The organism is Streptomyces sp. NPDC007157 (assembly GCF_040634235.1).
Classification (GTDB): domain Bacteria; phylum Actinomycetota; class Actinomycetes; order Streptomycetales; family Streptomycetaceae; genus Streptomyces.
This window is the reverse complement of sequence record NZ_JBEYFE010000029.1, coordinates 77,771-101,243: the sequence shown is the minus strand read 5'-3', so window position 1 is coordinate 101,243 and position 23,473 is coordinate 77,771. Positions and strand designations below refer to the sequence as shown.

Here is a 23,473-nt window from a genome sequence, read left to right as displayed (position 1 = left end):
GTCACCAGCCCGACGCGGTGTAGACGACGGCCCGGACGGACTCCGCACCCCAGGCGAGTTCGCGCAGCAGCGCGGCGGCGCCCTCGTCGGGGTCGATCAGCTTCACCCCGCGCCGGGCGTACTCGCGCCCCAGCTCCGGACTGACCATGCCGGTGTGGCCGCCGGTCGGCGCCCACGGCCCCCAGTGCACGGTCAGCGCCCGGTTCCCGGTGCGGTCCGCCCAGTCGGCGCCGAGGCTCTCCAGGGCGTCGTTGGCGGCGGCGTAGTCGACCTGGCCGCGGTTGCCGAGGACAGCGGAGACGCTGCCGAACAGCACTGCGAAACCAGGCCCGTTGGGCAGCTCCTCAAGGGCGGCGAGCAGGGTGGTGGCGCCGCTCGTCTTCGTGCCGTAGACCCGCTGGAAGGACTCCGGGGTCTTCTCGGCGATCAGCCGGTCCTCGATCACCCCGGCCGCGAAGACGACTCCGTCCAGACGGCCGTGGTCGGCGTGGATCTCCTTGACGGCCTGGAGCGCGGCGTCCCGGTCGCGGAAGTCCACGGCGCGGTAGCGTGCCTCGCTGCCGAGCGCGGCCAGTTCGTCGAGGGTGGCGGTGATCTCCCGCTGGGCGAGGATCAGTTCGGTCTCCCGGTTGACCTCGGCGGGTTTGAGTCCGCCCCGGGCCGCGAGGGCCGCGCGGAGTTCGGCGGGGGTACCGGCGGCGGCCGTGTCCGGGGCCTCGGGGCCGGTGGGCGCGGGGGTCCGGCCGAGCAGTTCGACACGGCAGCGGCAGGCGGCGGCGAGCCCGGCAGCGAACTTCGCGGTGATGCCCCGGGCCCCGCCGACCAGCAGCACCACGGAGTCCCGGTCCAGGCCGAGCGCGGCGGCCTCGGCGGCGCCCTCCCCGGCGGGTCCGGCTCCGGTGCTGCCGAGCGGGCCAAGCGGTACCTCGGTCAGCTCCAGCCCCTGCCGGCCGGCGGCGGTGCGCAGGACCACGGGGGCCGGATCCGGTGCGAGCAGTTCGGCGAGCAGTGCTTCGGCGACGGCGGCCGGTCCGGTGTCCGCGAGGGTCACGACCCGGGCGACCGTGTCCGGATACTCCCGGGCGACGGTTCGGAACAGCCCGTGCAGCCCGGCCGAGCGGGCCGCGTCCTCGCCCTCGGCGGGCCGGGCGGCCAGCAGCCAGCGCGGGCCGCGCGCCAGGGCCGCGCGCAGCACGGGGAAGGCGTCCGGCAGCACGGGTATGTCACCGCCGGGCAGCGCGCCCAGGTAGAGCACGCCGTCCACGGTTCCGTCCGCCTCCCCGAGCCGGTGGTCCGGGCCGACGGTCACGCACTCGGCGCCGTACGCGGAGAGCCGTTCCGCCAGTTGGGCGCCGTACGCGGAGTGCTGGTCGGCCGGTTGGCCGCCGTCCCCGAGGATCACGAACCGTCTGCCGGAGAGCAGGACGGCCGGGTCGGCCGCGGTGTCCGGCTCCGCCAGCGCGACGGGGCGCATCTCGAACCGCTTCGGCGCCTCGCCCGGGGGAACCTCCTCGGCGGTGGCGGGCCGGTGTGCCGACGCCGGTACGCCCGGGCCGGGTGCGGGCTCCGCGGTGCCGGCCGCGCCGGCCGCCGCCGGCTCGGCCACGGCGCCCGTCCGCCCGGTGGTGCCGCCGGTGGTGGCCGTGGCCGTCTCCTCCTGCCGCCCGCCGGTGTCGACCCGGGCCCGCAGCCATCCGGTGACGGCCGCGGCCGTCCGTGCCTTGGCCAGTTCCTCCAGCTCGGCGTCGTCCAGGGTCTCCGCCCCGCCCGCGATGCCGAGCCGCTTGGCCAGCTCCCCCGCGATCTCGGCCCGCTTGATGGAGTCGATGCTCAGGTCCGCCTCCAGATCGAGGTCGGGCTCGATCATGTCGACGGGGTATCCGGTGCGCTCGCTGATGATCTCCAGAACGACCCGCTCGACGTCGGTCGCCGCGGCCGGCTCCACGTCGGGCGCGGCCGGCACGGCCACCGGCTCCGGCTGGGGTACGACGGTGTCGGCGGGCGCGAGAGCGGGTGCAAAGGCGGGTGCGGGCTGCAGCGGTGACACCGGCGCGGCGGGCACCGCCCCCGGTGTCGCTCCGAAGTAGGTGAGCAGCACATCGCGCTGGGCGGCGATCATCTCCCGGCTGGTGCGCAGGAATTCGGAGATCAGCGCGTCCCGGTCGGCAGGGGCGCCGTGCGGCTGGTTCGTCGTCACAGTCGTCTCCACGACTCGTCGGGCCGGTGCGAGGGCACCGGGCAGGAGGTCTCCGGCGGCGGTGCGCACGAGGTGTCCGTCGACCGTCCAGCCGGGCCGCTTGGGCACCGGGGTACGGACCGCGTCCACGGCGTCACGGCCGCGCAGCAGCCAGGCGGTGCGTACCGGTGCCCCGGCCACGGCGAGCCGGGCGAGTGCGTCGAGCCAGCCGCGCAGTCCGCTGTCGGCGCGGGGTTCGCAGGCCACGGTGGTGTGCGGGCGGTCGCCGAGGATCTGCCCGACGAGCCGGGTGAGGACGGTGCCGGGTCCGGCCTCGACGAAGACCCGCGCCCCGGCCTCGTACATCGCCTCGATCTGGGCGGCGAAGGCGACGGGTGAGCCGATCTGGGCGGCGAGTTCGGCGCGTACGGCAGCGGGCTCCGGCGGGTAGGGGGCCGCCGTGCGGTTGGACCACACCGGGAACTCGGGCGGTCGTACGGCCGTCTCCGCGAGCACCTCCGCGAACCGGTCCCCGGCGCCGGCGACCACCGGGCTGTGGAAGGCGCAGGCCACCGGGATCCGCTTGGCGCCGAGCCCGCCCTCGCGCAACCGCCGCACGGCTTCGGTCACTTCTTCCGTCGGGCCGGAAATCACGCTCTGCTTCGGCGAGTTGTGGTTGGCGACCACGACCGAGTCCGGGACACCGATGGTGCGCAGCGCGCGCTCGACGTCCTCGGCCGCGCCGGACACGGCGGCCATGGTGCCTGGTTCGTCGCCCGCGGCGGCCAGGATCGCGGCGGCGCGTTCGGCGCTGAGCTCCAGGAGGGTCTCGGGGGTGAGGGCGCCGGCCGCGCTGAGGGCGACGAGTTCGCCGTAGCTGTGTCCGGCGGCCATGTCGGGGTGGACCCCGGCCGCCGTCAGCAGGGCGTGGGCGGCGAGGCCGGTGATGCCGAGGGCGGGCTGGGCGGCGCGGGTGTCGGTGAGGGCGGCCCGGTGGCGCTCGCGGGTGGCCTCGTCGAAGGCGGTCGGCGGGTAGAGGGGGCCGGCATGGGCCCGGCCGAGCTGGAGGTAGTGCTGCAACTCGGGGAAGGCGACGAGGAGGTCGGCGAGCATGCCGGGGCGCTGGCTGCCCTGGCCGGGGAAGAGGAACGCGACCTTGGCGTCGGTGTCGGCCTGCGGGTCCGCCAGGTGGATGCCGGCGGCCGGGTCGTGCTCACCCGCGAGGACCCGCCGCAGCTGCCCGGTCAGCTCGTCCGGGTCGCGCGCCACCACCGCGGCCCGCACCGGCTCGTGCGAGGCGTCCGAGCGGCGGGCGGCGGCGAGCGCCAGGTCACGCAGCCGCCAGGACCCCGTCTCGGCGGCCCGCAGGATCTCCTCGGCACCCCGGTGGGCGGCCTTCTCGTCCCGCCCGCGGAACAGGAACAGCTCGGCGGGCCAGAGGTCCAGCCCCTGCTCCGGCGGTACGACGCTGTCGTAGGCACCCAGCACCACATGGAAGTTGGTGCCGCCGAAGCCGAACGCGCTGACCCCGGCGACCCGTTCGGCGGCCGGAGTGGCCCACGGCCGGGCCTCGGAGTGGAAGGCGAACGGGCTGTCCTCCTCCTTCCAGGCCGGGTTGGGCCGGTCCAGATGCAGGGTGGGCGGCTTGACGCCGGTGTGCAGGGCGAGGGTGGTCTTGATCAGCCCGGCGAGTCCGGCGGCGCACTTGGTGTGCCCGATCTGGGACTTGACCGAGCCGAGCGCGCAACCGCCTCTCTCCGCGCCCGCCTCCGCGAACACCTCGCTGAGGATGGTGAGTTCGGTGCGGTCGCCGACGACGGTGCCGGTGCCGTGCGCCTCCACCAGGCCGACCTGCGCCGGGGAGACACCGGCGTTGCGGTACGCACGTAGCAGCGCGGCCCGTTGCCCCTCGGGGCGCGGTGCGGTCAGCCCCAGGGAGCGGCCGTCGCTCGACGAGCCGAGTCCCTTGATCACACCGTAGATGCGGTCCCCGTCGCGCTCGGCGTCGGCCAGCCGCTTGAGGACGACGCAGGCCACGCCCTCGCCGAGCGCGATGCCGTCGGCGGAGCCGTCGAAGGCACGGGAGCGGCCGGTCGGCGAGAGGGCGTGCACCGAGGAGAACAGGACGTAGTCGTTGATGCCGTTGTGCAGGTCGGCGCCGCCGCACAGCACGACGTCGCTGGTGCCGGCGGTGAGTTCCTTGCAGGCGACGTCGACGGCGGCGAGCGAGGAGGCGCAGGCGGCGTCCACGGTGTAGTTGGCGCCGCCCAGGTCGAGGCGGTTGGCGATCCGCCCCGATATGACGTTGGCGAGCATGCCCGGGAAGGAGTCCTCGGTGAGCCGGGGCAGCTGCTCTTCGAGGCCGTCGGGGACCTTGCCGTAGTACGAGGGCAGTACGGCGCGCAGCGTGGCCGCGTTGGAGAGGTCGCTGCCGGCCTCGGCGCCGAAGACCACGGAGGTGCGTGAGCGGTCGAACTCGCGTCCCCGGGTGCCGTATCCCGCGTCGTCCAGGGCGCGTCGGGCGGCCTCCAGGGCGAGCAGCTGGACCGGTTCGATGTGGCCGAGGGAGGCGGGCGGGATGCCGTAGCTCAGCGGGTCGAAGGGGATGGCGGGCAGGAAGCCGCCCCACTTGGAGGTGGTGGTGCCGTCGGCGTGGTGGACGGCCGGGTCCCAGCGGTCGGGTGGGACCTCGGTGACGGCGTCGTGTCCGGCGACCACGTTGGCCCAGAAGGTGGCCAGGTCGGGGGCGTGCGGGAACATGCCGGCCATGCCGACGATCGCGATGTCGAGCGGGGCGGGGGCGGGCGGCTCCGGGCGCGGTTCGGGTGCCGGCCGCCGCCGGACCAGGAAGTCGGCGGCGCCGTCGGTCACGGCGTGGTGCAGGGCGGCCACGGTGGTCGTCGCCGAGCGCAGTACGGCGACCTCCCCGGCCATGAACATCCCCTCGTTGAGCTGACGTTGTTCGTCCACCGGCGCCGGCTCGCCGCCGTCCGCGCGGTCGACGCCCTTGCTGGCGATGCGCAGCCGGCCGACGTTGAGCCGCTCAAGCTCCTCCCACAGCTGCCGGTCCGGCACCCCGTTCGCCCGCAGTTCCGCCTCGCGCTTGTGGTAGTCGAGGGTGAACGGGCTGGGCACGCAGCGGGTGGCGTGGCCGGGTGCGGTCTCCAGGAGGGCGGTCGAGGCGGCGGCCCTGACCTGGCGCTGGAAGAGGGGCCGGATCGCGCCGCGGTCCACGGCCTCCTCGGTGAAGAGGTAGGCGGTGCCCATGAGCAGTCCGACGGCGGCGCCCCGGGCGGTCAGCGGCGCGGCCAGCGCGGCGACCATCGCCGCGGAGCGTTCGTCGTGGATGCCGCCGGCGAAGAACACCTCCAGGCCCTCGGCCCCGGGGAAGTCCTCCAGGACGGCGAGTTGGGCCTCCCAGAGCGGGAAGCTCGCGCGCGGTCCGACGTGCCCGCCGCACTCGGAGCCCTCGAACACGAACCTGCGGGCCCCGGCCTCCAGGAACTGCCGGAGCAGCCCGGGCGAGGGCACGTGGAGGAAGGTACTGATCCCGGCCCGCTCCAGTGCCTCCGCCTGGGCGGGTCGGCCGCCCGCGATGATCGCGTGGCTGGGTCGCAGCTCCCGTACGGCGTCGAGCTGGGCGTTCCTGAGTTCCTCGGGGGCGAAGCCGAGCACGCCTACGCCCCAGGGCCGGCCGTCCAGCGCGGCCTTGGCCTCGGTGAGCATCTCCCGGGTGCGGGCACCGTCGGCGAGGGCCAGCGCCAGGAAGGGCAGCGCCCCGTCGGCGGCGACGGCCGCGGCGAAGGCGGCCCGGTCGCTGACCCGGGTCATCGGACCCTGGGCGACGGGCAGCCGGGTGCCCAGGGCGCGGCTCATGGCGGAGGTGGCGGGCCGTAACGCGTCCGGGGCGGCGCGGCCGGCCCTCGGCGCGTCCGGAACGGACGTCTCAGGCCGCACCGCGTCCGGAACGGACGTCTCAGGCCGTACCGCTGCCGGGGCGGACGCGCCGCCGCCTTCCCGGATCGCCGCCGTCAACTCCCTTACGGTGCGCCGTACATCACCCCATCGCTCGGCGAACCGGGCGGCGAGGAAGCCGTCCTGTCCCACCGGCAGCAGCTGGGTGCGCAGGTCCTCGGCGCCCAGCAGCGCGCCGACCGCGGCCGGGTCGTCGGCGGGCGGGCGCATGGCGTCCGGACCGCGCCGGTGCAGTACCCGGTGACCGGCCACGACGGCGGTCTCGGAGCCGTCCAGGGAGCGCAGTACGGCCGCCGTCGCCTCGGGCAGCCGGGACTCGGCGAGCAGCGCCAGCTGGCTGTCCAGGACGACCCCGGCCGCGCCGCCGGCCACCGCGGCCGCCGCGGTACGCGGCCCGATGCCTCCGCAGGCCCACACCGGAACGTCCAACTCGAGTGCTTCGAGGAGCTGTTGGAGCAGGATGAAGGTGCTGAGACCGCCGATCCGGCCGCCGCTCTCGGCGCCCCGGGCGATCAGCCCGCGCACTCCGGCCGCAACCGCTTCGCGGGCCCCGGCCAGATCCGTCACCTCGGCCAACACCCGGACACGTGGGTCGAGTTGATCGACGGTCCAGGGTGCGTCGACGGCCAGGACCACCGTGTCGGGAGTCTGGTCGAGGTCCTGCGGGGTGAGCGCGCAGCCGGGGGCGACCCGCACGCCGTAGGGTGCCGGCGCCGCCCGTCTCAGCCGGGCCAGGGCCTCCCGGGTTCTTCGGTCACCGCGCCCCAGGTCCAGGACACCGAGTCCGCCGGCGGCACAGACCGCTGTGGCGAGCCGGGCGTCGGGTTCTCCGAAAGGGGTGATGCACATGATCAGGTCGACGGCACGCACAGGGGACGTCATGATGCTCCGAATAATCGGGAGGACAGCACGGTGGGGGATGTGTGCGGCGGAAAGCTCGGGGTGAGGCCCCCGGAAACTAGCGAGTTCATTACTCGCGGGTCAATAACGGAACGGCCCTATCACGAGCGGGGGCATTGATTCGGCCAGTCGGGGGAATTCACCGCAAGAGCCGAAAATCCGAGCAATCCACTGCGCCGGAACGGCCTCCGAACCGGTGGAGCACTGGCGTCACACCGTCACAAGACCGTCAAAGCACCCGGGCCATTCACCCGGCACTCACCCCGGCGCAACACCCCGTGCGGCCGCGCCGAGCTCTGTAAATTCCGGATGACTTCGGTCCGCTGGCTCGATCGTGGCACACCGGAAACCTGCGGGGACCGCACCTGCACGAAGCCTGCACCAACCCTGACCCAAGCCTGACAAAAACCTGTCGTCAAGTGTATTGCTTCACATGAAACACGCGATGGGGAAAATCCTTGTAAACCCTTGAAGTAAAGCGGCCGGAGAGCCTTCGCCTGCCGACCGCCCATTGACACGGATTCAGTGATCTCAGCCGCTCACCCGCGCACTGGTGCGCAGCTTCAGGTCGCCCGACGAGGCACCCACCCAGACGGTGCGCCGTCCGGTGCCGAGCGTCCAGCGATGGCGACGCGCGTCCCACGACGACAGGGTGCGCGCGGCGACCCGCACGGTGACCCGCCGCCGCTCCCCCGCCGGCAGCACGAGCCGCCGGAAACCGCCCAACACCCGTACCGCCTGGTCGAGTCGGAGGTCGGGCGAGCGTCCGACGTACACCTGGGGCACCGCCACCCCCGTCCTGCGCCCGGTGTTGCGCACGCTGAACGTCACCTCCAGACCGCCGCGGGTCCAGCGGGCGTGCGCGTCGGAGTAGGCGAAGGAGGTGTACGACAGCCCGTGCCCGAAGGGGAAGAGGGGCCGCACGCCCTGCGCGTCGTACCAGCGGTAGCCGACGTGGATGCCCTCCGAGTACTCCTCGATGCCGTCGACGCCGGGGTAGCGGCGCGGGTCCCCGGCGACCGCGTGGTGGTCGTCGTCGACCGGGAAGGACTGGGTGAGGCGCCCGCCGGGGTCGCTGTCGCCGAAGAGGACGGCGGCGGTCGCGGCCGCGCCCTCCTGACCGGGGTAGTACATCTGGAGCACGGCTCCGGTGTCCGCGAGCCACGGCATCGACGTGGACGACGAGGTGTTGAGGACGACGGTGGTGCGCGGGTTGGCCGCCGCCACCGCCCGGATCAGCTGTTCCTGGTGGCCGGGCAGGGCGAGGGTCGTGCGGTCGAGGCCCTCGGTCGCGTCCTCGTAGGCGAACAGCACGGCATGGCGTGCGGCACGGGCCGCGCTCACGGCCTCGGCCACGTCCTGGGCCCGGCTGGCTCCGTTGATCCGGCGCAGCCGGAACAGCAGACCCAAGTCGCCTCCGGCCGCCGTGATCTTCAACTTGTGCGCACCCTCGGCGAGCCGGAGCGTGGCACGGCGGACGCCGAGGCCGTCGGGGGCGACGGCCACCAGCCCGCCGGAGAAGTACTCGCCGTAGCCGGGCGCGATGGGGAACAGGTCCTCGCCGTCCAGCAGGACCGTGGGGCGGGCGGTGGGCGCGGACGAGAAGTGCAGGACGAGAGTCCACTCGTCGGTCTCGGCCACGGTGAGGGTGCCGTCGTACTCCCAGCTCTTCCCGGCGGCGACCCGCTGCCCCTCGCTGTCGAAGGCGGGGCTGAGGGCGGTCGCGGGGATCGCCTTGCCGAAGAGGTCCTCGCCGAGCGAGTAGGTGACCATGCCATGCGCGCGGGCCCTGATGGCGTCGAGTGGGCTGTCGGCGTGGTCGGGGATGACGTGGGCGCTGCCACCGCCGCTGACGAAGGGCAGGCTGCCGGTCGGTCCGATCACCGCGATGCCGCCGCCGTCCAGGGGCAGTGTGCGGCGCTCGTTGCGCAGCAGGGTCGCGCCCGCCTCGGCGACCTCCCGGGCCACGGCCGCGCCCGCGGCGGCGTCCCGGCCGGGGCGCGGCGGGGCGCTGCCGTCGAGGAGGCCGAAGCGGTCCATCACCGACAGGATCCGCCGCACCGCCCGGTCGACGTACTGCTCGGCCACGCTGCCGTTGCGCACCGCCGACTTGAGGGCCGTACCGAAGTGCGTCCCGTCGGGCATCTCCATGTCGAGGCCGGCGGTGATGGCGGCCACCGTGCTGTGCGCGGCGAACCAGTCGGTCATCACCCAGCCGCCAAAGCCCCACCGGTCACGCAGGATGTCGGTGAGAAGCGCCTTGTTCTCGCAGGCGAAGGTGGAGTTGACCTTGTTGTAGGCGCCCATGACGGCGCCGGTGCCGGCCTCCACCGCGGCCTCGAAGCCGCGCAACTCGATCTCGTGCATGGTCTGTTCACCGGCGTGCACGTCGATCGTGTTGCGGTCCTTCTCCTGGTTGTTGAGGGCGAAGTGCTTGACGGTCGCGATCAGGCCCTCGCCCTGGATACCGCCGATCTCGGCGGCGACCAGGTCGGAGGCGAGCAACGGGTCCTCGCTGAAGGTCTCGAAGTTGCGGCCCGCGTAGGGGGTGCGGATGAGGTTGACCATCGGGGAGAGCAGCACGTCCTGGCCGAGGGCGCGGCCCTCGCGGCCGATCACCTGGCCGTAGCGGCGGGCCAGTTCCGGGTCGAAGGCGGAGGCGAGCAGCACGGGGGCGGGCAGGGCGGTGGCGTGTGCGGTGATACGGACGCCGGCCGGGCCGTCGGCGAGCCTGAGGGGCGGGATGCCCAGCCGGGGGACGCCGGGCACGTAGCCGGCCTGGCCGAGCGAGTCGGGGTCGGTGGCCCCGTGCAGCAGGGAGATCTTCTCGTCCAGCGTGAGTCCGGCGATCAGCCGCTCGACCCGGGGGCCGGCCCCGGCCTCGGGTCTGCCGGCCGCCGTGGCGGGCCTGAGCGGGACGAGTCCGCCGGTGGCAGCGGCGGCGACCGTGATGGCGCCGGCCGTCAGGCGCAGGGCGGATCGTCGGGAGACGGTTTCGGACATGAGCCGTCACTCCTTCGGTGTGCGGGCACGACGGTGTGAACCGCGCGGGCGCGCCCGGGTGCCCGGCCCGCGTTCGGCATGTGAACGCACCTCCCGTCACACGACCTTGACGACTCGTCAACCGCACCACCGGCGCCTCGGAAACGTAAATCCGGTGGTGACTCGTGTCAACGATCTGAACAAAAAGCGGCCCGGCGCCGACAAGAACCGAAAACGGAGGGCCACGGCGCACCGTGACCCTCCGCAGATCCACACGCTGACCTCCGCAGATCCACACGTTGGACCTCCACCATCCACACGCTGGACCTCCGCCGATCCACACGCTGGACCTGCACCGCTTCAGCATGTGGTCCGCCACCGGCCGGCTAGCCGAGCAGGCTTCCCACCCCGCTCACGACACCCGTCACCGTGGCCGGTACGGCCTCCAGGACGTCGCCGACCGTTCCGGCGAGCGTGGCGACGGGCTCGGGCTGCTCCTGCGGCCCGGGCGGCACGACCGGGGCGGGACCGTCCTGGGTGCCGACCTGCGCGACCCGTGTGCTGTACGGGTCCTGCGGACTCCCGGGCGCCTGCGGCGGAGCCGCCGGATCCGGCGGGGGCGCGGGAAGTTCCGACCCCTCGTCCTTCTTCGGACCGGGTGGCGCGGAGTGTGTGGCGCCCGGCGTCACCGGTGCGCCCCCGCCGCCCGACGCCAGCTCCCAGCGCTGCTGGAACGATCCGTTCCGCCGGGCCACGACCACCTTCGTGCCGTTCACGGCCAGCGTGAGGTCCTTGTCCCAGCGCAGCAGGAGCTCACCGCGTACCGTCAGGTCGTACGACACCTCGCCCGCGTGCACCAGGCAGCCGGAGACCACGACACTGTGCGCGCCCGGGTCGGCGGCGAGGCAGAGGCTGGGGTCGAGTGCGCTGCGCAGCATGCCGTCGTCCTGGTACGACCACTGCTGGGACCCGGCGTCCGCGCACTTGCCGAGCCGCAGGTCGGCGCCCACCCGCACCCGGCCGCCGCGCACGTCCAGGCAGAGCCCGGAGTCCAGGCTGCGCAGTCTGCCGTGGGCGATCTCGACGGGAGCGCCCGCGGACGCCGGGGACGGGGAGGTGGCGGTGGGCGGTTTCCCGTCCGGGCCGGGCCGGCTGGTGCTGGCGCTGGGGGCACCCCAGGTGGTGGTGCCGGGGTGCGGGACACCGTTGTCATCGGACCAGCCCTTGGCCACGAGCACGGTGGCGAGGAGCGCGAGGGAGACCAGCCCGGCGCCGGCCAGCAGGGCCTTGCGCCGGCCGGCCTCGGACACCGTGCGGTGCCGGCCGCCGGGCACCGCGGTGGACGCGGGTTCGGTACCGGTCGGCCAGGCCTCGACAGCGCCGTGACCGGACCGCGCGTCGAGATAGCGGTGGGCGCCCCAGCCGAGCACGGTCTCGGCGAGCAGGACCTCGAGGCCGCCGTCGAAATGGCTGAGCTGTTCGGCCGCGTGCCGGCAGAACCGGCACACCGTCAGGTGCTGTTGCACATCGGGGAGCAGAGAGCCGCCCCGGCGAATGGGGACGTCGAGGAGTCGGTTGTAGAAACGGCATTCCTTCGAAGGCGCGAGTTCCCGGTGGGCGCGCACCAGGCCGACCCGGAATTGTTCACGGGCCTGGTCGAGGGCGGCCGTGGCGGTAGGAGCGTCGACACCCAACAGACCGGCGGGTATGTTTATGGGTTCGGCTTCGACCTCGGTGTGCCAGAGGAGACATTGCGAGGCCGCGGGAAGAGCCTGGAAAGCGCGTTCTGCGAGCTGCCGTCTTTCCGGGGTGCCCGGTCTCGCGGCGCTGAGTCCGCGGCCACCCGTGGTTTTGCGCAGTTCCGGTACCACCACGGAAATGGCTTCGTCGGCGGCCCAGGCGCGGACCGTCTCCCGTACGGCCACGAGGAGCTGCGGACGCAGGGCGCCGCCGACCGCGCCGCCGGCCAGCCGGCCGAGCACCCGCTCGAAGGCGGCGCTGGCGACCAACTGCGTGGCGGGGGTGGCGGAGGCGAGACAGACGGCCGCGTAGTCACAGGTGGCGCGCCAGTGCCGGGAGAGCAGCAGGGCGACGGCCTGGTGCCTGGCCGCGGGGGTTCCGGTGAGCTGGGCGATGAGATTGCGGTCGGACTCCCCTGGGGTCGAACCGGGGGGCGGCGGGTAAGGCGGGCGTGGGGGGTAGGGGGATTGCACTGAACCATTTCCTTCCGAGCCGCAGGACGGCATGCGAAATGGCGCCCTGACGGAATGCAGTGCCTGATTGGTGCGTACCTTTTGGAGACCATAAGGACCGGACTAACGGCCATACCGGCCTCTGGACCCTCCCGCGGGGAGGCTCACCTTCGCACACGGCCCTCATAGGAAACAAGAAGTTGAGGTGACCCAAGTTCAAAGTTCGGCGAATTCAGATAAGTTACCGCCGGTATCCACGACCGGCTCGGAATCCGCGGGCGCACAGGTCCAACTTGTGTGAGCCGCGGGTCGGGTGGCACACGAAACCTTCAACTACCGGACGGCTGCCCTCACAGATGGCGGAGCGCGCCCTTCCACAGCCGTCTCCCACGTTTCTCTCGGCCCGCTCTCATCAAGGTCGGCCAGCATGTGCCGCATGACCGCCCCCCACACCTCATCCGCCCCCGCCTCCCCCCGGTCGGTGCGCAAGGCCGTGGTCCCGGCCGCCGGACTCGGCACCCGGTTCCTGCCCGCCACCAAGGCGACCCCGAAGGAGATGCTGCCGGTCGTCGACAAGCCGGCGATCCAGTACGTCGTCGAGGAAGCGGCCAAGGCCGGACTCGACGACATCCTCATGGTGACCGGCCGGCACAAGCGGGCCATCGAGGACCACTTCGACAACGCCTTCGAGCTGGAGCAGGCGCTGGCCGCCAAGGGCGACACCGTGCGCCTGGACGCCGTACGCGATCCCGCACGGCTCGCCGACATCCACCACATCCGCCAGGGCGACCCGCTCGGCCTCGGCCACGCGGTGCTGTGCGCCAAGCACCACGTGGGCGACCAGCCGTTCGCGGTGCTCCTCGGTGACGACCTGATCGACGCGCGCGAGACCCTGCTCAGCCGGATGCTGGAGGTCCGCGACCGCTTCGAGGGCAGTGTGGTGGCGCTGATGGAGGTCGACCCGTCGCAGGTCCACCTCTACGGCTGTGCCGCCGTCGAGCACACCGGCGAGGACGACGTGGTGCGGGTGACCGGCCTGGTGGAGAAGCCGTCCCCGGAGAACGCGCCCAGCAACTACGCGGTCATCGGCCGCTATGTCCTGGCCCCCGAGGTGTTCGGCGTCCTGGAGCGGACCGCGCCCGGCCGGGGCGGCGAGATCCAGCTGACCGACGCACTCCAGGAACTCGCCGCGAGAGGCACCGTGCACGGGGTCGTCTTCGACGGACTGCGCTACGACACCGGCGACAAGGCCGACTATCTGCGCACGGTGGTCCGGCTCGCCTGCGAACGCCCGGATCTGGGGCCCGAGTTCACGGCGTGGCTGAAGGAGTTCGTGGCGGACCTGGCAGCCGAGGAGACCGGACGGCAGAGCGACCGGGCCGCCTGAGCGAGCCACGCGAGAGGGGGATCCGGCCGGTGGTCGCGCTCCTCGGCGACGGCGCCACGCGGCACACCGTCGCCGGCCTGTGGACCACCTCGCCACGGCGAGCGGCCCGTCGCCCGGCAACTGGTCCAGGGCGCTCCGGCCCGGCCGTTTCGGCCCAGGTGCTGATGCGGCCCCATGGCGCTACCGTCGTGTGGAGAGCCAGGGACGTGTTCACCGGTGCGGCGGGCTTCTCCCCTGATCCGCATGCCGGCCCCTCCTTCCTGTCGGGACACGTTCCCTCCCGAGAGGCTGGAACAAGGAGGCTTCCGATGGCGTCCACCGCACGGCGGCGGAATCTCCCGATGACTCTGACGGCAGTCACGATCGCCGTCGTCGGCATGGCTGCCGCGGCCCCGCCGGACGGCGCGGCGAACACCGGACACGCGGCCGGCAAGCAGACGAAACCCACGATCGTCCTCGTGCACGGCGCGTGGGCGGACACGTCGAGCTGGAACGGCGAGGTCACTCTCCTGCGCCGCGCCGGCTACCCGGTGCGTGCCATCGGCAACCCGCTGGAGAACCTGACGACCGACGCGCAGACGGTCAAGTACTTCCTCAAGAGCATCAAGGGCCCGATCGTCCTGGTGGGGCACTCCTACGGTGGCTCGGTGATCACCAACGCCGCCCAGGGAGTCGCCAACGTCAAGGCGCTCGTCTACGTCGACGCCGCCGCACCGGCCGTCGGGGAGACCACGGCGCAGCTCAGCGGCCCGACGTCCGTGCTGACCAAGGGGTCACCGGCCGATCTGTACGACGCCGTGCCGTACCCGAACGCACCGGCCAAGGCGTCCGCGCTGTACCTCAAGGAGAACGTGTTCGTCACGAAGTTCGCGAACAGCGTGCCCCATGACCAGGCGGTCAACCTGTGGGCCACGCAGCGTGCCGCGACCACGGTGGCCTTCAAGACACCCTCCAAGTACCAGGCGTGGAAAACGATCCCCTCCTGGTACTTCATCAGCACCGGCGACCAGATCATCACGCCCAGCTCGGAGAAGATGATGGCGCGCCGCGCGAGGGCCCACGTGACCGTCTACAACGGCGGTTCGCACCTCACGCTGGTGTCGGACCCGGCAGCCGTGACGAAAGTGATCCAGTCGGCGGCCTCGTCCCTGCAATGAGGCGGCGGGCGACCGACGCATCCCGAAACCGGCGAATGCCTCTCGGCCGCGGAAACCGCACCTGCCCAGGACCGGCCGATCCGGCCAGCCCGGTCTGCCACACGTAAGGATGCGAAATGAGCACGGTCACCACATCCGACGGCACGATCATCTTCTACAAGGACTGGGGCCCCCGCGACGGCAAGCCCATCGTCTTCCACCACGGATGGCCGCTGAGCGCCGACGACTGGGACAACCAGTTGCTGTACTTCCTGTCCCAGGGGTACCGCGTCATCGCCCATGACCGGCGCGGCCACGGCCGTTCGAGCCAGACCGCCACCGGCCACGACATGGACACCTACGCGGCCGACGTCGCCGCGCTGACCGACGCCCTCGACCTGAAGGACGCGGTGCACATCGGCCACTCCACCGGCGGCGGCGAGGTCGCCCGCTACGTCGCGCAGGCCAGGCCGGGGCGTGTCTCCAAGGCCGTCCTCGTCGCGGCCGTCCCCCCCGTCATGGTGAAGAAGGAGAGCAACCCCGAGGGCCTGCCCATCGAGGTGTTCGACGGGTTCCGCGCCGCGCTGGCCGCCAACCGTGCCCAGTTCTACATCGACGTGCCGTCGGGGCCGTTCTACAACTTCGACCAGCCCGGGGTCGAGAAGTCGCAGGCCCTGATCGACCACTGGTGGCTCCAGGGCATGACGGGCGCCGCCAACGCGCACTACGAGTGCATCAAGGCCTTCTCCGAGACCGACTTCACCGAGGACCTCCAGAAGATCGAGGTCCCGGTGCTCGTCATGCACGGAACGGGCGACCAGGTCGTGCCGTACGCCGACGCCGGCCCGAAGTCCGCCGAGCTGCTCAAGAACGGCCGGCTCAAGAGCTACGACGGCTACCCGCACGGCATGTTGTCGACGCACCCGGACGTCCTCAACCCCGACATCCTCGCCTTCATCGAGGAATAGCCGCCCGCGACAGCCGGACGGCCCGCCCACTGCGCCCCGGCCTCCGCGGTCGCGAGCGTCGGCGATCGCTCAGCCGTTGGGGCGCAGTGTCCAGATCACCGTCATCTCGCCGGTCACCGCGCCGTCCTCGCGCTGGATGGCGACGGCGACCGGGAACTCGGGACGCTTGCCCTCGTCGAGCTCGGCGACGACGTCGGCGATCGGGCGGCCCAGGGTCGCGGTCGCCCTGACCGGTCCGAGAGCCACCTTCTTGTAGGCGATCTCGGCGCTGACGGCGAGCGGCACGGCCCGGGAGAGCTGGTCGCCGAAGGCGGCGAGGACGATCGCGCCGCTCGCCGACTCGGCGAGGGTGAACATCGCGCCCGCGTGCGGCCCGCCGATGTGGTTGTGGAAGTCGCCCTGGTCCGGAAGGGACAGCACGGCCCGCTCCGGAGTGGTCTCCAGGTACTCCAGGTTGAGGGTCCGCACCATCGGGACCGTGGCGGCGAGCATCTCGCCGATCGACATCTGGTCTGTGCTCATGACGGTCATGTTACTCACGGGTAGCAGAGTCTGAACAGTGCCGGTGCGCAGATCGTCGTCATCGTGACGGCGACCTCCCGGCCTGGCGTTCGACGGCACCAGGGATGTACGACGCCCCGGGCGGCACTAGGGTTACGAGCCATGTGGCCAGAACAGCAGCCGCCAGGGGGCGAGCAGTACCCGCAGAACAACCCGTATCAGCAACCGGGTTACCAGCAGCCGAATCCGTACCAGCAGCCCGGATACCAGCAGTATCCGCCGCCGGGCGGATACGGGCAGCAGCCGCAGTGGGGTCCGTCGGGACCGGCCGGCGGGCCGCAGGCACCGCAGGGCGGGGGCGGAGGCGGAGGCAACCGGACCAAACTGGTCGCGATCATCGCGGCCGCGGCCGTCGTGGTGGCGGCCGGGGTGACCGGGTTCCTGGTGCTCGGCGGCAAGAAGGACGACAAGGCGGACAACGGGAAGGACCAGCGGGCGACCCAGTCGCCGGCGCCGTCGCCGACCGTCTCCGCGTCCGCCTCGACGGACGACAACCCGCGCGGTGAGGAGACCGAGAAGCCGACGGTCGCGGGCTGGAAGACCGTGGTGAACCCCAAGTGGGGCACGGCCTTCGACGTGCCGGCCGACTGGGAGGTGCTGACCCCGGGTACGTCCATCGGCTTCGAGGACAAGGACGGCAAGCCGATCATCACCATGTCGGGGGCCGCCCAGTACAAGTCGAAGTGGTGCACGAGCGACGACGACAAGGACGGCAGGACCGAGGACACGTCCCTCGCGGCGGTCGGCACCAAGGGCGAGAGCGGCGCGAAGAGCGGCGGCGACGCGGCCGTCCGGGAGGTCCCCTGGTGGGTGTACGGCGGCTACACGCAGCCGGACAAGAAGACCATCGGCTACGACAAGAAGGCCACCGCCTACACCACCGCGTCCGGCCTCAAGGGCGCCTACGCCTGGGCGCGTTCGACGGACACCCCGCAGAAGGGCAAGTGCGCCGGCGACGGCAAGGCGATCACGTTCGGCTTCGAGAACTCGGCCGGCGACCTGGTGTCCTGGGACTTCTACGGCGCCAAGGGCGTCAAGGGCGAGGTCCCCACGGCGACGATCATGAAGATCCTCAGCACGGTACGGCTGCACGGCACCCCGACCGCGAGCTGACCTGGTCAGGGGTCCGGAAGCCCGCCGAAACGGTTTGGCAAGCCGGACCCCTGGCAGGGATAGTCAGGCGGTGACCTCCACCTCCGACACCCCTGGCACCCCCGCCCGCCTGCGCAGACCCGGCTGGGCGGGCCGCAACTACAGTCTGCTGACCGCGGCGGCGGTCGTGACGAGCCTGGGCGCCAACGGCTCGCTGATCGCCGCCGCGTTCGCGGTGCTGGACGCGGGTGGCGACGGCGGGGACGTCGGTCTGGTGGCCGCCGCCCGGACCCTTCCGCTGGTGCTGTTCCTGCTCATCGGCGGCGCGGTGGCGGACCGGTTCCCCCGCCACCGGGTGATGGTCGCGGCCAACGCCCTCAACTTCCTCTCCCAGGGCACCTTCGCCGTCCTGGTGCTCGCGGGTGACCCCCGGCTGTGGCAGATGATGCTGCTCACGGCACTGGGCGGTACCGGCCAGGCGTTCTTCAGCCCGGCGGCCGAGGGCATGCTGATGTCCTCGGTGAGCGGGGAGCAGGCGGGCCGCGCCTTCGCCGTGTTCCGGATCGCGATGCAGGGCGCGGCCCTGGGCGGCGCGGCCCTCGGCGGTGCGCTGGTGGCGGCGGTGGGCCCGGGCTGGGTGCTGGCGGTGGACGCGGCCGCCTTCGCGGTCGCCGGGGCGCTGCGCTCGTTCCTCGACGTCAGCCATATTCCGCCGCGCGCCCCCGGGGAGGGGCTGCTGGCCGACCTCCGGGAGGGCTGGCAGGAGGTCAAGGGGCGCCCCTGGCTGTGGGGCATCGTCGTCCAGTTCTCGATCGCGAACGCTGTGGTGGGCGCCGCCGACGCCGTCTACGGCCCACTCGTCGCCCGCGACAGCCTGGGCGGACCGGGGCCCTGGGGCCTGGCGCTGGGCGCCTTCGGCGCGGGCACGGTGGCCGGCGCCCTGCTGATGACCCGCTGGAAACCCCGCCGGCTGCTGTTCGTAGGCACCCTCTGCGTCTTCCCGCTGGCGCTGCCCTCGGCGGCGCTGGCGGTGCCCGTCCCGGTGGGGATCCTCTACGCGGTGATGTTCGTCTCCGGGACCATGGTCGAGGTCTTCGGCGTCTCCTGGATGACCGTGCTGCACCAGGAGATACCCGAGGACAAGCTCTCCCGGGTCTCGGCGTACGACTGGTTCGGCTCCGTCTCCCTGCTGCCGCTGGCGACCGCGCTGGCGGGCCCGGCGGAGGACGCTTTCGGCCGGAGTCCGGCCCTGTGGGGCTGCGCGGGCCTGGTCGTCGCCGTCACCGCCGCGGTCCTCCTGGTGCCGGACGTCCGCAACCTGACCCGCCGCACGGTCCCGGTCACCGTCCGGCCGACGCCGGTGTCACCCGATGCCGAACGTTCCGCCGGGGGGCTCGGGTGACGGCACCGCCTCCGCGTCACCGACCGGTCCGGCAGCGCCGACGAACCGCCGCAGCGCGGGCCCGTGTTCGACCCGCGCGGGAAAGGCGTCGGCGGCCGTGCGCCGGGCCAGCACGGCGGTGTCGACGGGCCGGTGCGAGGCGATGAGCACCGCGTTCCCGAACCGCCGCCCGCGCAGCACCCCCGGCTCGGCAATGACCGCCAGCTCCTCGAACACGGCGGCGAACGTGGCGAGTTGGGAGCGCAGGAAGTCGAAGGGCGCGGAGTCCGCGAGGTTGGCCAGGTAGACCCCGTCGTCCCGCAGTACTCGCTCGGCCTCCCGCGCGTAGCCCAGCGAGGTCAGATGCGCGGGGATCCGGGACCCCCCGAAGACGTCGGCGATGAGCACGTCCGCCGAGTCGCCGGGAGCGCCCTCCAGCCAGCCGCGTGCGTCGGCGGCGTGCAGGGCGATCCCGGCACGGTCCGACAGCGGCAGATGCTCGGTGACCAGGTCCAGCAGCCCCCGGTCGGCGTCCACGACGTCCTGCCGGGACCCCGGCCGGGTCGCCGCCACGTACCGGGGCAGGGTGAGGGCGCCCCCGCCGAGATGCAGCACGTCCAGGGGCGCCCCGGTCTCCGCCACGGCGTCCAGCACGTACCCGAGCCGCCGGGCGTACTCGAACTCCAGATGCGTCGGCGCGTCGAGATCGACGTACGACTGGGGCGCCCCGTCGACGGTCAGCAGCCAGGCCCGCTCCCGGTCGACGTCGGGCATGAGCTTGGCGGTGCCGTGATCGGTGACCCGGACGACGGGTATGGCTTCGTTCACGGCACCATTGTCCCGCCTCTGCAAGAAGCGTGACGCTCGGCGCCACGGCCGGTGGGGGCCGGCCGCGCCCACGCGGCGGAGCCTCACATGGACGCAGCCCCGCACCCCTTACGGGGCGCCGCGGTGGCCGTCGGACAGCCGCGACCTCACTCCACCGAGGTCACACCCCCGCCGGCGCCACGGAGGTGACCGTCCCCGCCCCCACCGTCCGGCCGCCCTCGCGGATGGCGAACCCCAACCCCGCCTCCAGCGGTACCTCCCGCCCCAGCTCCACGGTCATCTCCACCGTGTCCCCGGGCCGGGCGACCGCCACCTCACCGAGGTCGACGTCCCCGACCACGTCCGCCGTACGGATGTAGAACTGCGGGCGGTACCCCGTCGAGACAGGGGTCGTACGACCCCCTTCGCGCCCCGACAGCACATACACCCGCGCCGAGAACCGCCGCGCCGGCACCACACTCCCCGGCGCCGCCACCACGTGCCCGCGCCGCACCGCGTCCCGCGGTACCCCGCGCAACAGCAGCGCCACGTTGTCCCCGGCCTGCGCCTCGTCCATCGGCTTCCCGAAGGTCTCCAGGCCGGTGACGACGGTCTCGACGTCGGCGCCCAGCACCTCGATCCGGTCGCCGACCCGCACGGTCCCCCGCTCCACGGCACCGGTCACGACGGTCCCGCGCCCGGTGATGGTGAGCACGTTCTCCACCGGCAGCAGGAACGGCGCGTCCAGATACCGCTCCGGCATGGGCACGTACGTGTCCACCGCGTCGAGCAGCGCCTCGATCGACGCCGTCCATCGCGGGTCCCCCTCCAGGGCCTTGAGCCCGGAGACCCGTACGACGGGCACGGAGTCGCCGCCGTACCCCTGCGCGGTGAGCAGTTCACGGACCTCCAGCTCCACGAGGTCGGTGAGTTCCTCGTCGCCCGCGTCGGCCTTGTTGAGCGCGACCACGATGTGGTCGACGCCCACCTGCCGGGCGAGCAGGACGTGTTCGGCGGTCTGCGGCATGATCCCGTCGAGCGCGGAGACCACGAGGATCGCGCCGTCCAGCTGGGCGGCCCCGGTGACCATGTTCTTGACGTAGTCGGCATGGCCCGGCATGTCCACGTGGGCGTAATGCCGGGTGTCGGTCTCGTACTCGACGTGCGCGATGTTGATGGTGATGCCGCGGGCGGCCTCCTCCGGGGCCCGGTCGATGCGGTCGAACGAAACGTATTGGGTGGTGCTGCCGGTGCCGCGCTCGGCGAGGACCTTGGTGATGGCGGCGGTCAGGGTGGTCTTGCCGTGGTCGACGTGGCCCATCGTGCCGATGTTGAGATGCGGTTTGGTGCGGACGTATGCCGTCTTGGGCATGGCTCTACCTCGAAGCCTGAACTGCGGTGAAACGTCTCGTCAGCGCGAGACGCGGGGACCCCGGAGAACCGCCGACCCTCCCCCTACGGGGTCCGCCGGACGATCCGGGGAGGGTCAGCTTCGGGCGCCGTCGGCAGCGGCCACGAGAACGGGCACGGCAGCCTTCGGCGCATCCGCGGCTGCGGATGCTGCGAGGAGGAAGGCGTACCGGAACATGACGCAGATCATTGCCGATGCGTCGCCGCACGTCGAACGGTTTTCCGTGGCGCCGGTCGCGCCCAATGGGCGGGAACCATACGGCGATCACACATCCGCGTCGGCTAGTGTCACCGAATGCTCGATGCCAACCGCTCTGGCACCGCCACGGCCGTTCCCCCGGCCGCCGCCGAGGAGCTGACCATTGCCCTGTCCGGTCCGGTGACCTTCACCGCGCGCTGCACGAGAGTGCTGCTGTCGCCGTGGACCCGGCTGTCCCTGCTCGTGGCCCTGCTGGCGGCGGCCGCGTCGTCGGTGCTGCTCTTCGAACCGCAGAAGCTGATGCGGCAGGGCTGGCCGCCCCAGGTGGAGGGCACCACCGCGGTGGTGATCTTCGCCGTGGCGTACGGCCTGATCACGGTGGCGTTCGTGCCGCGGCCGTTCCTGAACCTGGCGGCCGGCGCGCTGTTCGGCTCGGCGCTGGGCATGGGCGCGGCGATGGCGGGCACCCTGCTCGGGGCCTGGATCTCCTTCGCGCTCGGCCGCGTCCTCGGCCAGGACGCGCTGCGCCCGCTGCTGCGCGGCCGACTGCTGAAGGCGGCGGACAACCAGTTCAGCGAGCACGGCTTCCGCTCGATGCTGGCGGTACGGCTGTTCCCCGGCGTCCCGTTCTGGGCCGCGAACTACGCGGCGTCCGTCTCCCGGATGCGGTACGCGCCGTTCCTGCTGGCGACGGGCCTGGGCTCGATCCCGAACGTCGCCGCGTACGTCGTGGCCGGCGCCCGGGCCTCGGCACCGACGTCCCCGGTCTTCCTGATCTCGGTGGCGGCGATCGTGGTCCCGGCGGTGGCGGGCGCGGTGGTGGCCTGGCGGAAACGCCACCACCTGCGCAGCGCCCCGTAAGGGGCACGGGGAACTGCGCGACAAGCCCCCACGGCGCAGCAGCCGCACAACGGCACAGAGCGGCACCCCACTGGGCGCCCGGCGTCCCGCGGCACCCCACCAGGCGCCCAGCGTCCCCTACCGCACCGCTTCCAGGATCATCGCGTTCGCCAGCCCACCCGCCTCGCACATGGTCTGCAGGCCGAAGCGAGCGCCGCGCTCCCGCATGGCATGCACCAGCGTCGTGGTCAGCCGCGTCCCGCTCGCCCCCAGCGGATGCCCCAGCGCGATGGCCCCACCGTGCACGTTGACCTTGGCCAGGTCCGCCCCGGTCTCCTGACGCCAGGCCAGCACCACGCTGGAGAACGCCTCGTTCACCTCGAAGAGGTCGATGTCGTCGAGCTCCAGCCCGGCCCTGCGCAGCACCTTCTCGGTGGCCGGGATCACGCCGGTCAGCATCAGGAGCGGGTCGGAGCCCGTCACGGCGAACGCGTGCAGGCGGGCCAGCGGCCGCAGCCCGAGCCGCTCGGCGGTCTCGCCGGCCATGATCAGCACGGCGGAGGCACCGTCGTTGATCGGGCTGGCGTTGCCCGCCGTGACGCTCCAGTCGATCTGCGGGAACCGCTCGGCGAACCCGGGGTCGTAGTAGGCGGGCTTGAGCCCGGCGAGGATCTCGGCGGTGGTGCCGGGCCGTACGGACTCGTCCCGGCCGACCCCCTCCAGCCCCGCCACCTCGGCGTCGAACAGCCCCGCCGCCCAGGCGGCCGCGGCCTTCTGATGCGAGGAGACGGCGAAGGCGTCCATCTCCGCCCGGCTGATCGACCACTTCGCGGCGATCAACTCGGCGCTGATGCCCTGCGGGACCAGGCCCTCCGGGTAGCGGGCGGCGACTCCCGGGCCGAAGGGGTCCTTGCCGGGCGGCACGTTGGACCACATCGGTACCCGGCTCATCGACTCGACGCCGCAGGCCACGACGGCGTCGTAGGCCCCCGACATGACCCCTTGCGCCGCGAAGTGCACGGCCTGCTGGGAGGAGCCGCACTGGCGGTCGACGGTGGTCGCGGGGACGGTCTCCGGGAAGCCCGCCGAGAGCACGGCGTACCGGGTGGTGTTCATGGCCTGCTCACCGACCTGGTCGACGGTGCCGCCGATCACGTCGTCGATGAGGGCCGGGTCGACGCCGGAGCGCTCGACGAGGGTGCGCAGGGTGTGGGCGAGGAGTTCGACGGGGTGGACGTGCGCCAGGGACCCGTTCGGCTTGCCCTTCCCGACGGGCGTGCGTACGGCTTCGACGATGACTGCGTCACGCATCAGGGGACCTCGATTGCCAGTCTCGATTACCGGTGAGTAGGAAATCCAAACTCACCATAACTCCGTGAGTAGGAAAATCCAACCTTCCCCTGGAGTGGCGTCCCCGACCGCGTCCGCCCACGGCTGAGGGGCGGACGGTCGCCGGACCGTCCGCCC

Annotated in this window: 13 protein-coding genes; 6 read left to right on the top strand and 7 right to left on the bottom strand. The window is 72.7% G+C overall.

The genetic code is table 11. The features are described from left to right. Position 1: 1 nt before the first annotated feature. From ABZ642_RS38040 to ABZ642_RS38030, 3 genes are all read right to left on the bottom strand, one after another. Complete coding sequence (locus ABZ642_RS38040; RefSeq protein ID WP_360493327.1) at positions 2 to 7,033, bottom strand: SDR family NAD(P)-dependent oxidoreductase; 7,032 nt, start codon at positions 7,031 to 7,033, stop codon at positions 2 to 4. Positions 7,034 to 7,582: 549 nt separating this feature from the next. Beyond that, complete coding sequence (locus ABZ642_RS38035) at positions 7,583 to 10,054, bottom strand: glycoside hydrolase family 3 N-terminal domain-containing protein (RefSeq protein ID WP_360493324.1); 2,472 nt, start codon at positions 10,052 to 10,054, stop codon at positions 7,583 to 7,585. 365 nt (positions 10,055 to 10,419) lie between these two features. After that, complete coding sequence (locus tag ABZ642_RS38030) at positions 10,420 to 12,246, bottom strand: RICIN domain-containing protein (RefSeq protein ID WP_360493322.1); 1,827 nt, start codon at positions 12,244 to 12,246, stop codon at positions 10,420 to 10,422. Between the two features lie 415 nt (positions 12,247 to 12,661). Here ABZ642_RS38030 and galU point away from each other — a divergent pair, with 415 nt between their 5' ends. From galU to ABZ642_RS38015, 3 genes are all read left to right on the top strand, one after another. Continuing rightward, positions 12,662 to 13,612, top strand: a complete 951-nt coding sequence (gene galU, locus ABZ642_RS38025; RefSeq protein ID WP_360493319.1) for a UTP--glucose-1-phosphate uridylyltransferase GalU — start codon at positions 12,662 to 12,664, stop codon at positions 13,610 to 13,612. Between the two features lie 341 nt (positions 13,613 to 13,953). Beyond that, the gene (locus ABZ642_RS38020) at positions 13,954 to 14,769 is read left to right on the top strand and encodes an alpha/beta hydrolase (protein ID WP_360493316.1); all 816 of its coding nucleotides are present in this window, start codon (positions 13,954 to 13,956) and stop codon (positions 14,767 to 14,769) included. Between the two features lie 116 nt (positions 14,770 to 14,885). Next, positions 14,886 to 15,716 (top strand): alpha/beta hydrolase, encoded by an 831-nt coding sequence (locus tag ABZ642_RS38015; protein ID WP_360493313.1) that lies wholly within the window; start codon positions 14,886 to 14,888, stop codon positions 15,714 to 15,716. Positions 15,717 to 15,785: 69 nt separating this feature from the next. Here the strand turns inward: ABZ642_RS38015 and ABZ642_RS38010 are convergent, their stop codons facing one another. Beyond that, positions 15,786 to 16,223 (bottom strand): DUF4442 domain-containing protein, encoded by a 438-nt coding sequence (locus ABZ642_RS38010; protein ID WP_360493405.1) that lies wholly within the window; start codon positions 16,221 to 16,223, stop codon positions 15,786 to 15,788. 156 nt (positions 16,224 to 16,379) lie between these two features. Here ABZ642_RS38010 and ABZ642_RS38005 point away from each other — a divergent pair, with 156 nt between their 5' ends. Next, positions 16,380 to 17,390 carry a hypothetical protein gene (locus tag ABZ642_RS38005; protein ID WP_360493310.1) on the top strand — a complete coding sequence of 337 codons (1,011 nt, stop codon included), beginning with the start codon at positions 16,380 to 16,382 and terminating at the stop codon, positions 17,388 to 17,390. Positions 17,391 to 17,460: 70 nt separating this feature from the next. Continuing rightward, complete coding sequence (locus ABZ642_RS38000) at positions 17,461 to 18,771, top strand: MFS transporter (protein ID WP_360493307.1); 1,311 nt, start codon at positions 17,461 to 17,463, stop codon at positions 18,769 to 18,771. On the opposite strand, the gene ABZ642_RS37995 is transcribed toward ABZ642_RS38000, so the two are convergent. Together ABZ642_RS37995 and tuf are read right to left on the bottom strand one after the other, a co-directional pair. Continuing rightward, on the bottom strand, positions 18,733 to 19,578 hold the full coding sequence (locus ABZ642_RS37995; RefSeq protein WP_360493304.1) for a fused MFS/spermidine synthase: 846 nt from the start codon (positions 19,576 to 19,578) through the stop codon (positions 18,733 to 18,735). The genes ABZ642_RS38000 and ABZ642_RS37995 overlap by 39 nt on opposite strands. Positions 19,579 to 19,738: 160 nt before the next feature. Next, positions 19,739 to 20,929: an elongation factor Tu gene (gene tuf, locus ABZ642_RS37990; protein WP_360493302.1), complete on the bottom strand. Its 1,191-nt coding sequence runs from the start codon at positions 20,927 to 20,929 to the stop codon at positions 19,739 to 19,741. A gap of 333 nt (positions 20,930 to 21,262) precedes the next feature. On the opposite strand from tuf, the gene ABZ642_RS37985 reads away from it, so the two are divergent. Beyond that, positions 21,263 to 22,027 (top strand): VTT domain-containing protein, encoded by a 765-nt coding sequence (locus ABZ642_RS37985; RefSeq protein WP_360493299.1) that lies wholly within the window; start codon positions 21,263 to 21,265, stop codon positions 22,025 to 22,027. Between the two features lie 117 nt (positions 22,028 to 22,144). On the opposite strand, the gene ABZ642_RS37980 is transcribed toward ABZ642_RS37985, so the two are convergent. Next, positions 22,145 to 23,317 carry a thiolase family protein gene (locus ABZ642_RS37980; protein WP_360493296.1) on the bottom strand — a complete coding sequence of 391 codons (1,173 nt, stop codon included), beginning with the start codon at positions 23,315 to 23,317 and terminating at the stop codon, positions 22,145 to 22,147. Positions 23,318 to 23,473: the final 156 nt, after the last annotated feature.

Bases quoted from the DNA above. Each gene is read 5' to 3' on its own strand.
- ABZ642_RS38040 (WP_360493327.1), bottom strand. From the start codon at position 7,033: ATGACGTCCCCTGTGCGTGCCGTCGACCTGATCATGTGCATCACCCCT.
- ABZ642_RS38035 (WP_360493324.1), bottom strand. From the start codon at position 10,054: ATGTCCGAAACCGTCTCCCGACGATCCGCCCTGCGCCTGACGGCCGGC.
- galU (WP_360493319.1), top strand. From the start codon at position 12,662: ATGACCGCCCCCCACACCTCATCCGCCCCCGCCTCCCCCCGGTCGGTG.
- ABZ642_RS38020 (WP_360493316.1), top strand. From the start codon at position 13,954: ATGACTCTGACGGCAGTCACGATCGCCGTCGTCGGCATGGCTGCCGCG.
- ABZ642_RS38015 (WP_360493313.1), top strand. From the start codon at position 14,886: ATGAGCACGGTCACCACATCCGACGGCACGATCATCTTCTACAAGGAC.
- ABZ642_RS38010 (WP_360493405.1), bottom strand. From the start codon at position 16,223: ATGTCGATCGGCGAGATGCTCGCCGCCACGGTCCCGATGGTGCGGACC.
- ABZ642_RS38005 (WP_360493310.1), top strand. From the start codon at position 16,380: ATGTGGCCAGAACAGCAGCCGCCAGGGGGCGAGCAGTACCCGCAGAAC.
- tuf (WP_360493302.1), bottom strand. From the start codon at position 20,929: ATGCCCAAGACGGCATACGTCCGCACCAAACCGCATCTCAACATCGGC.
- ABZ642_RS37985 (WP_360493299.1), top strand. From the start codon at position 21,263: ATGCTCGATGCCAACCGCTCTGGCACCGCCACGGCCGTTCCCCCGGCC.
- ABZ642_RS37980 (WP_360493296.1), bottom strand. From the start codon at position 23,317: ATGCGTGACGCAGTCATCGTCGAAGCCGTACGCACGCCCGTCGGGAAG.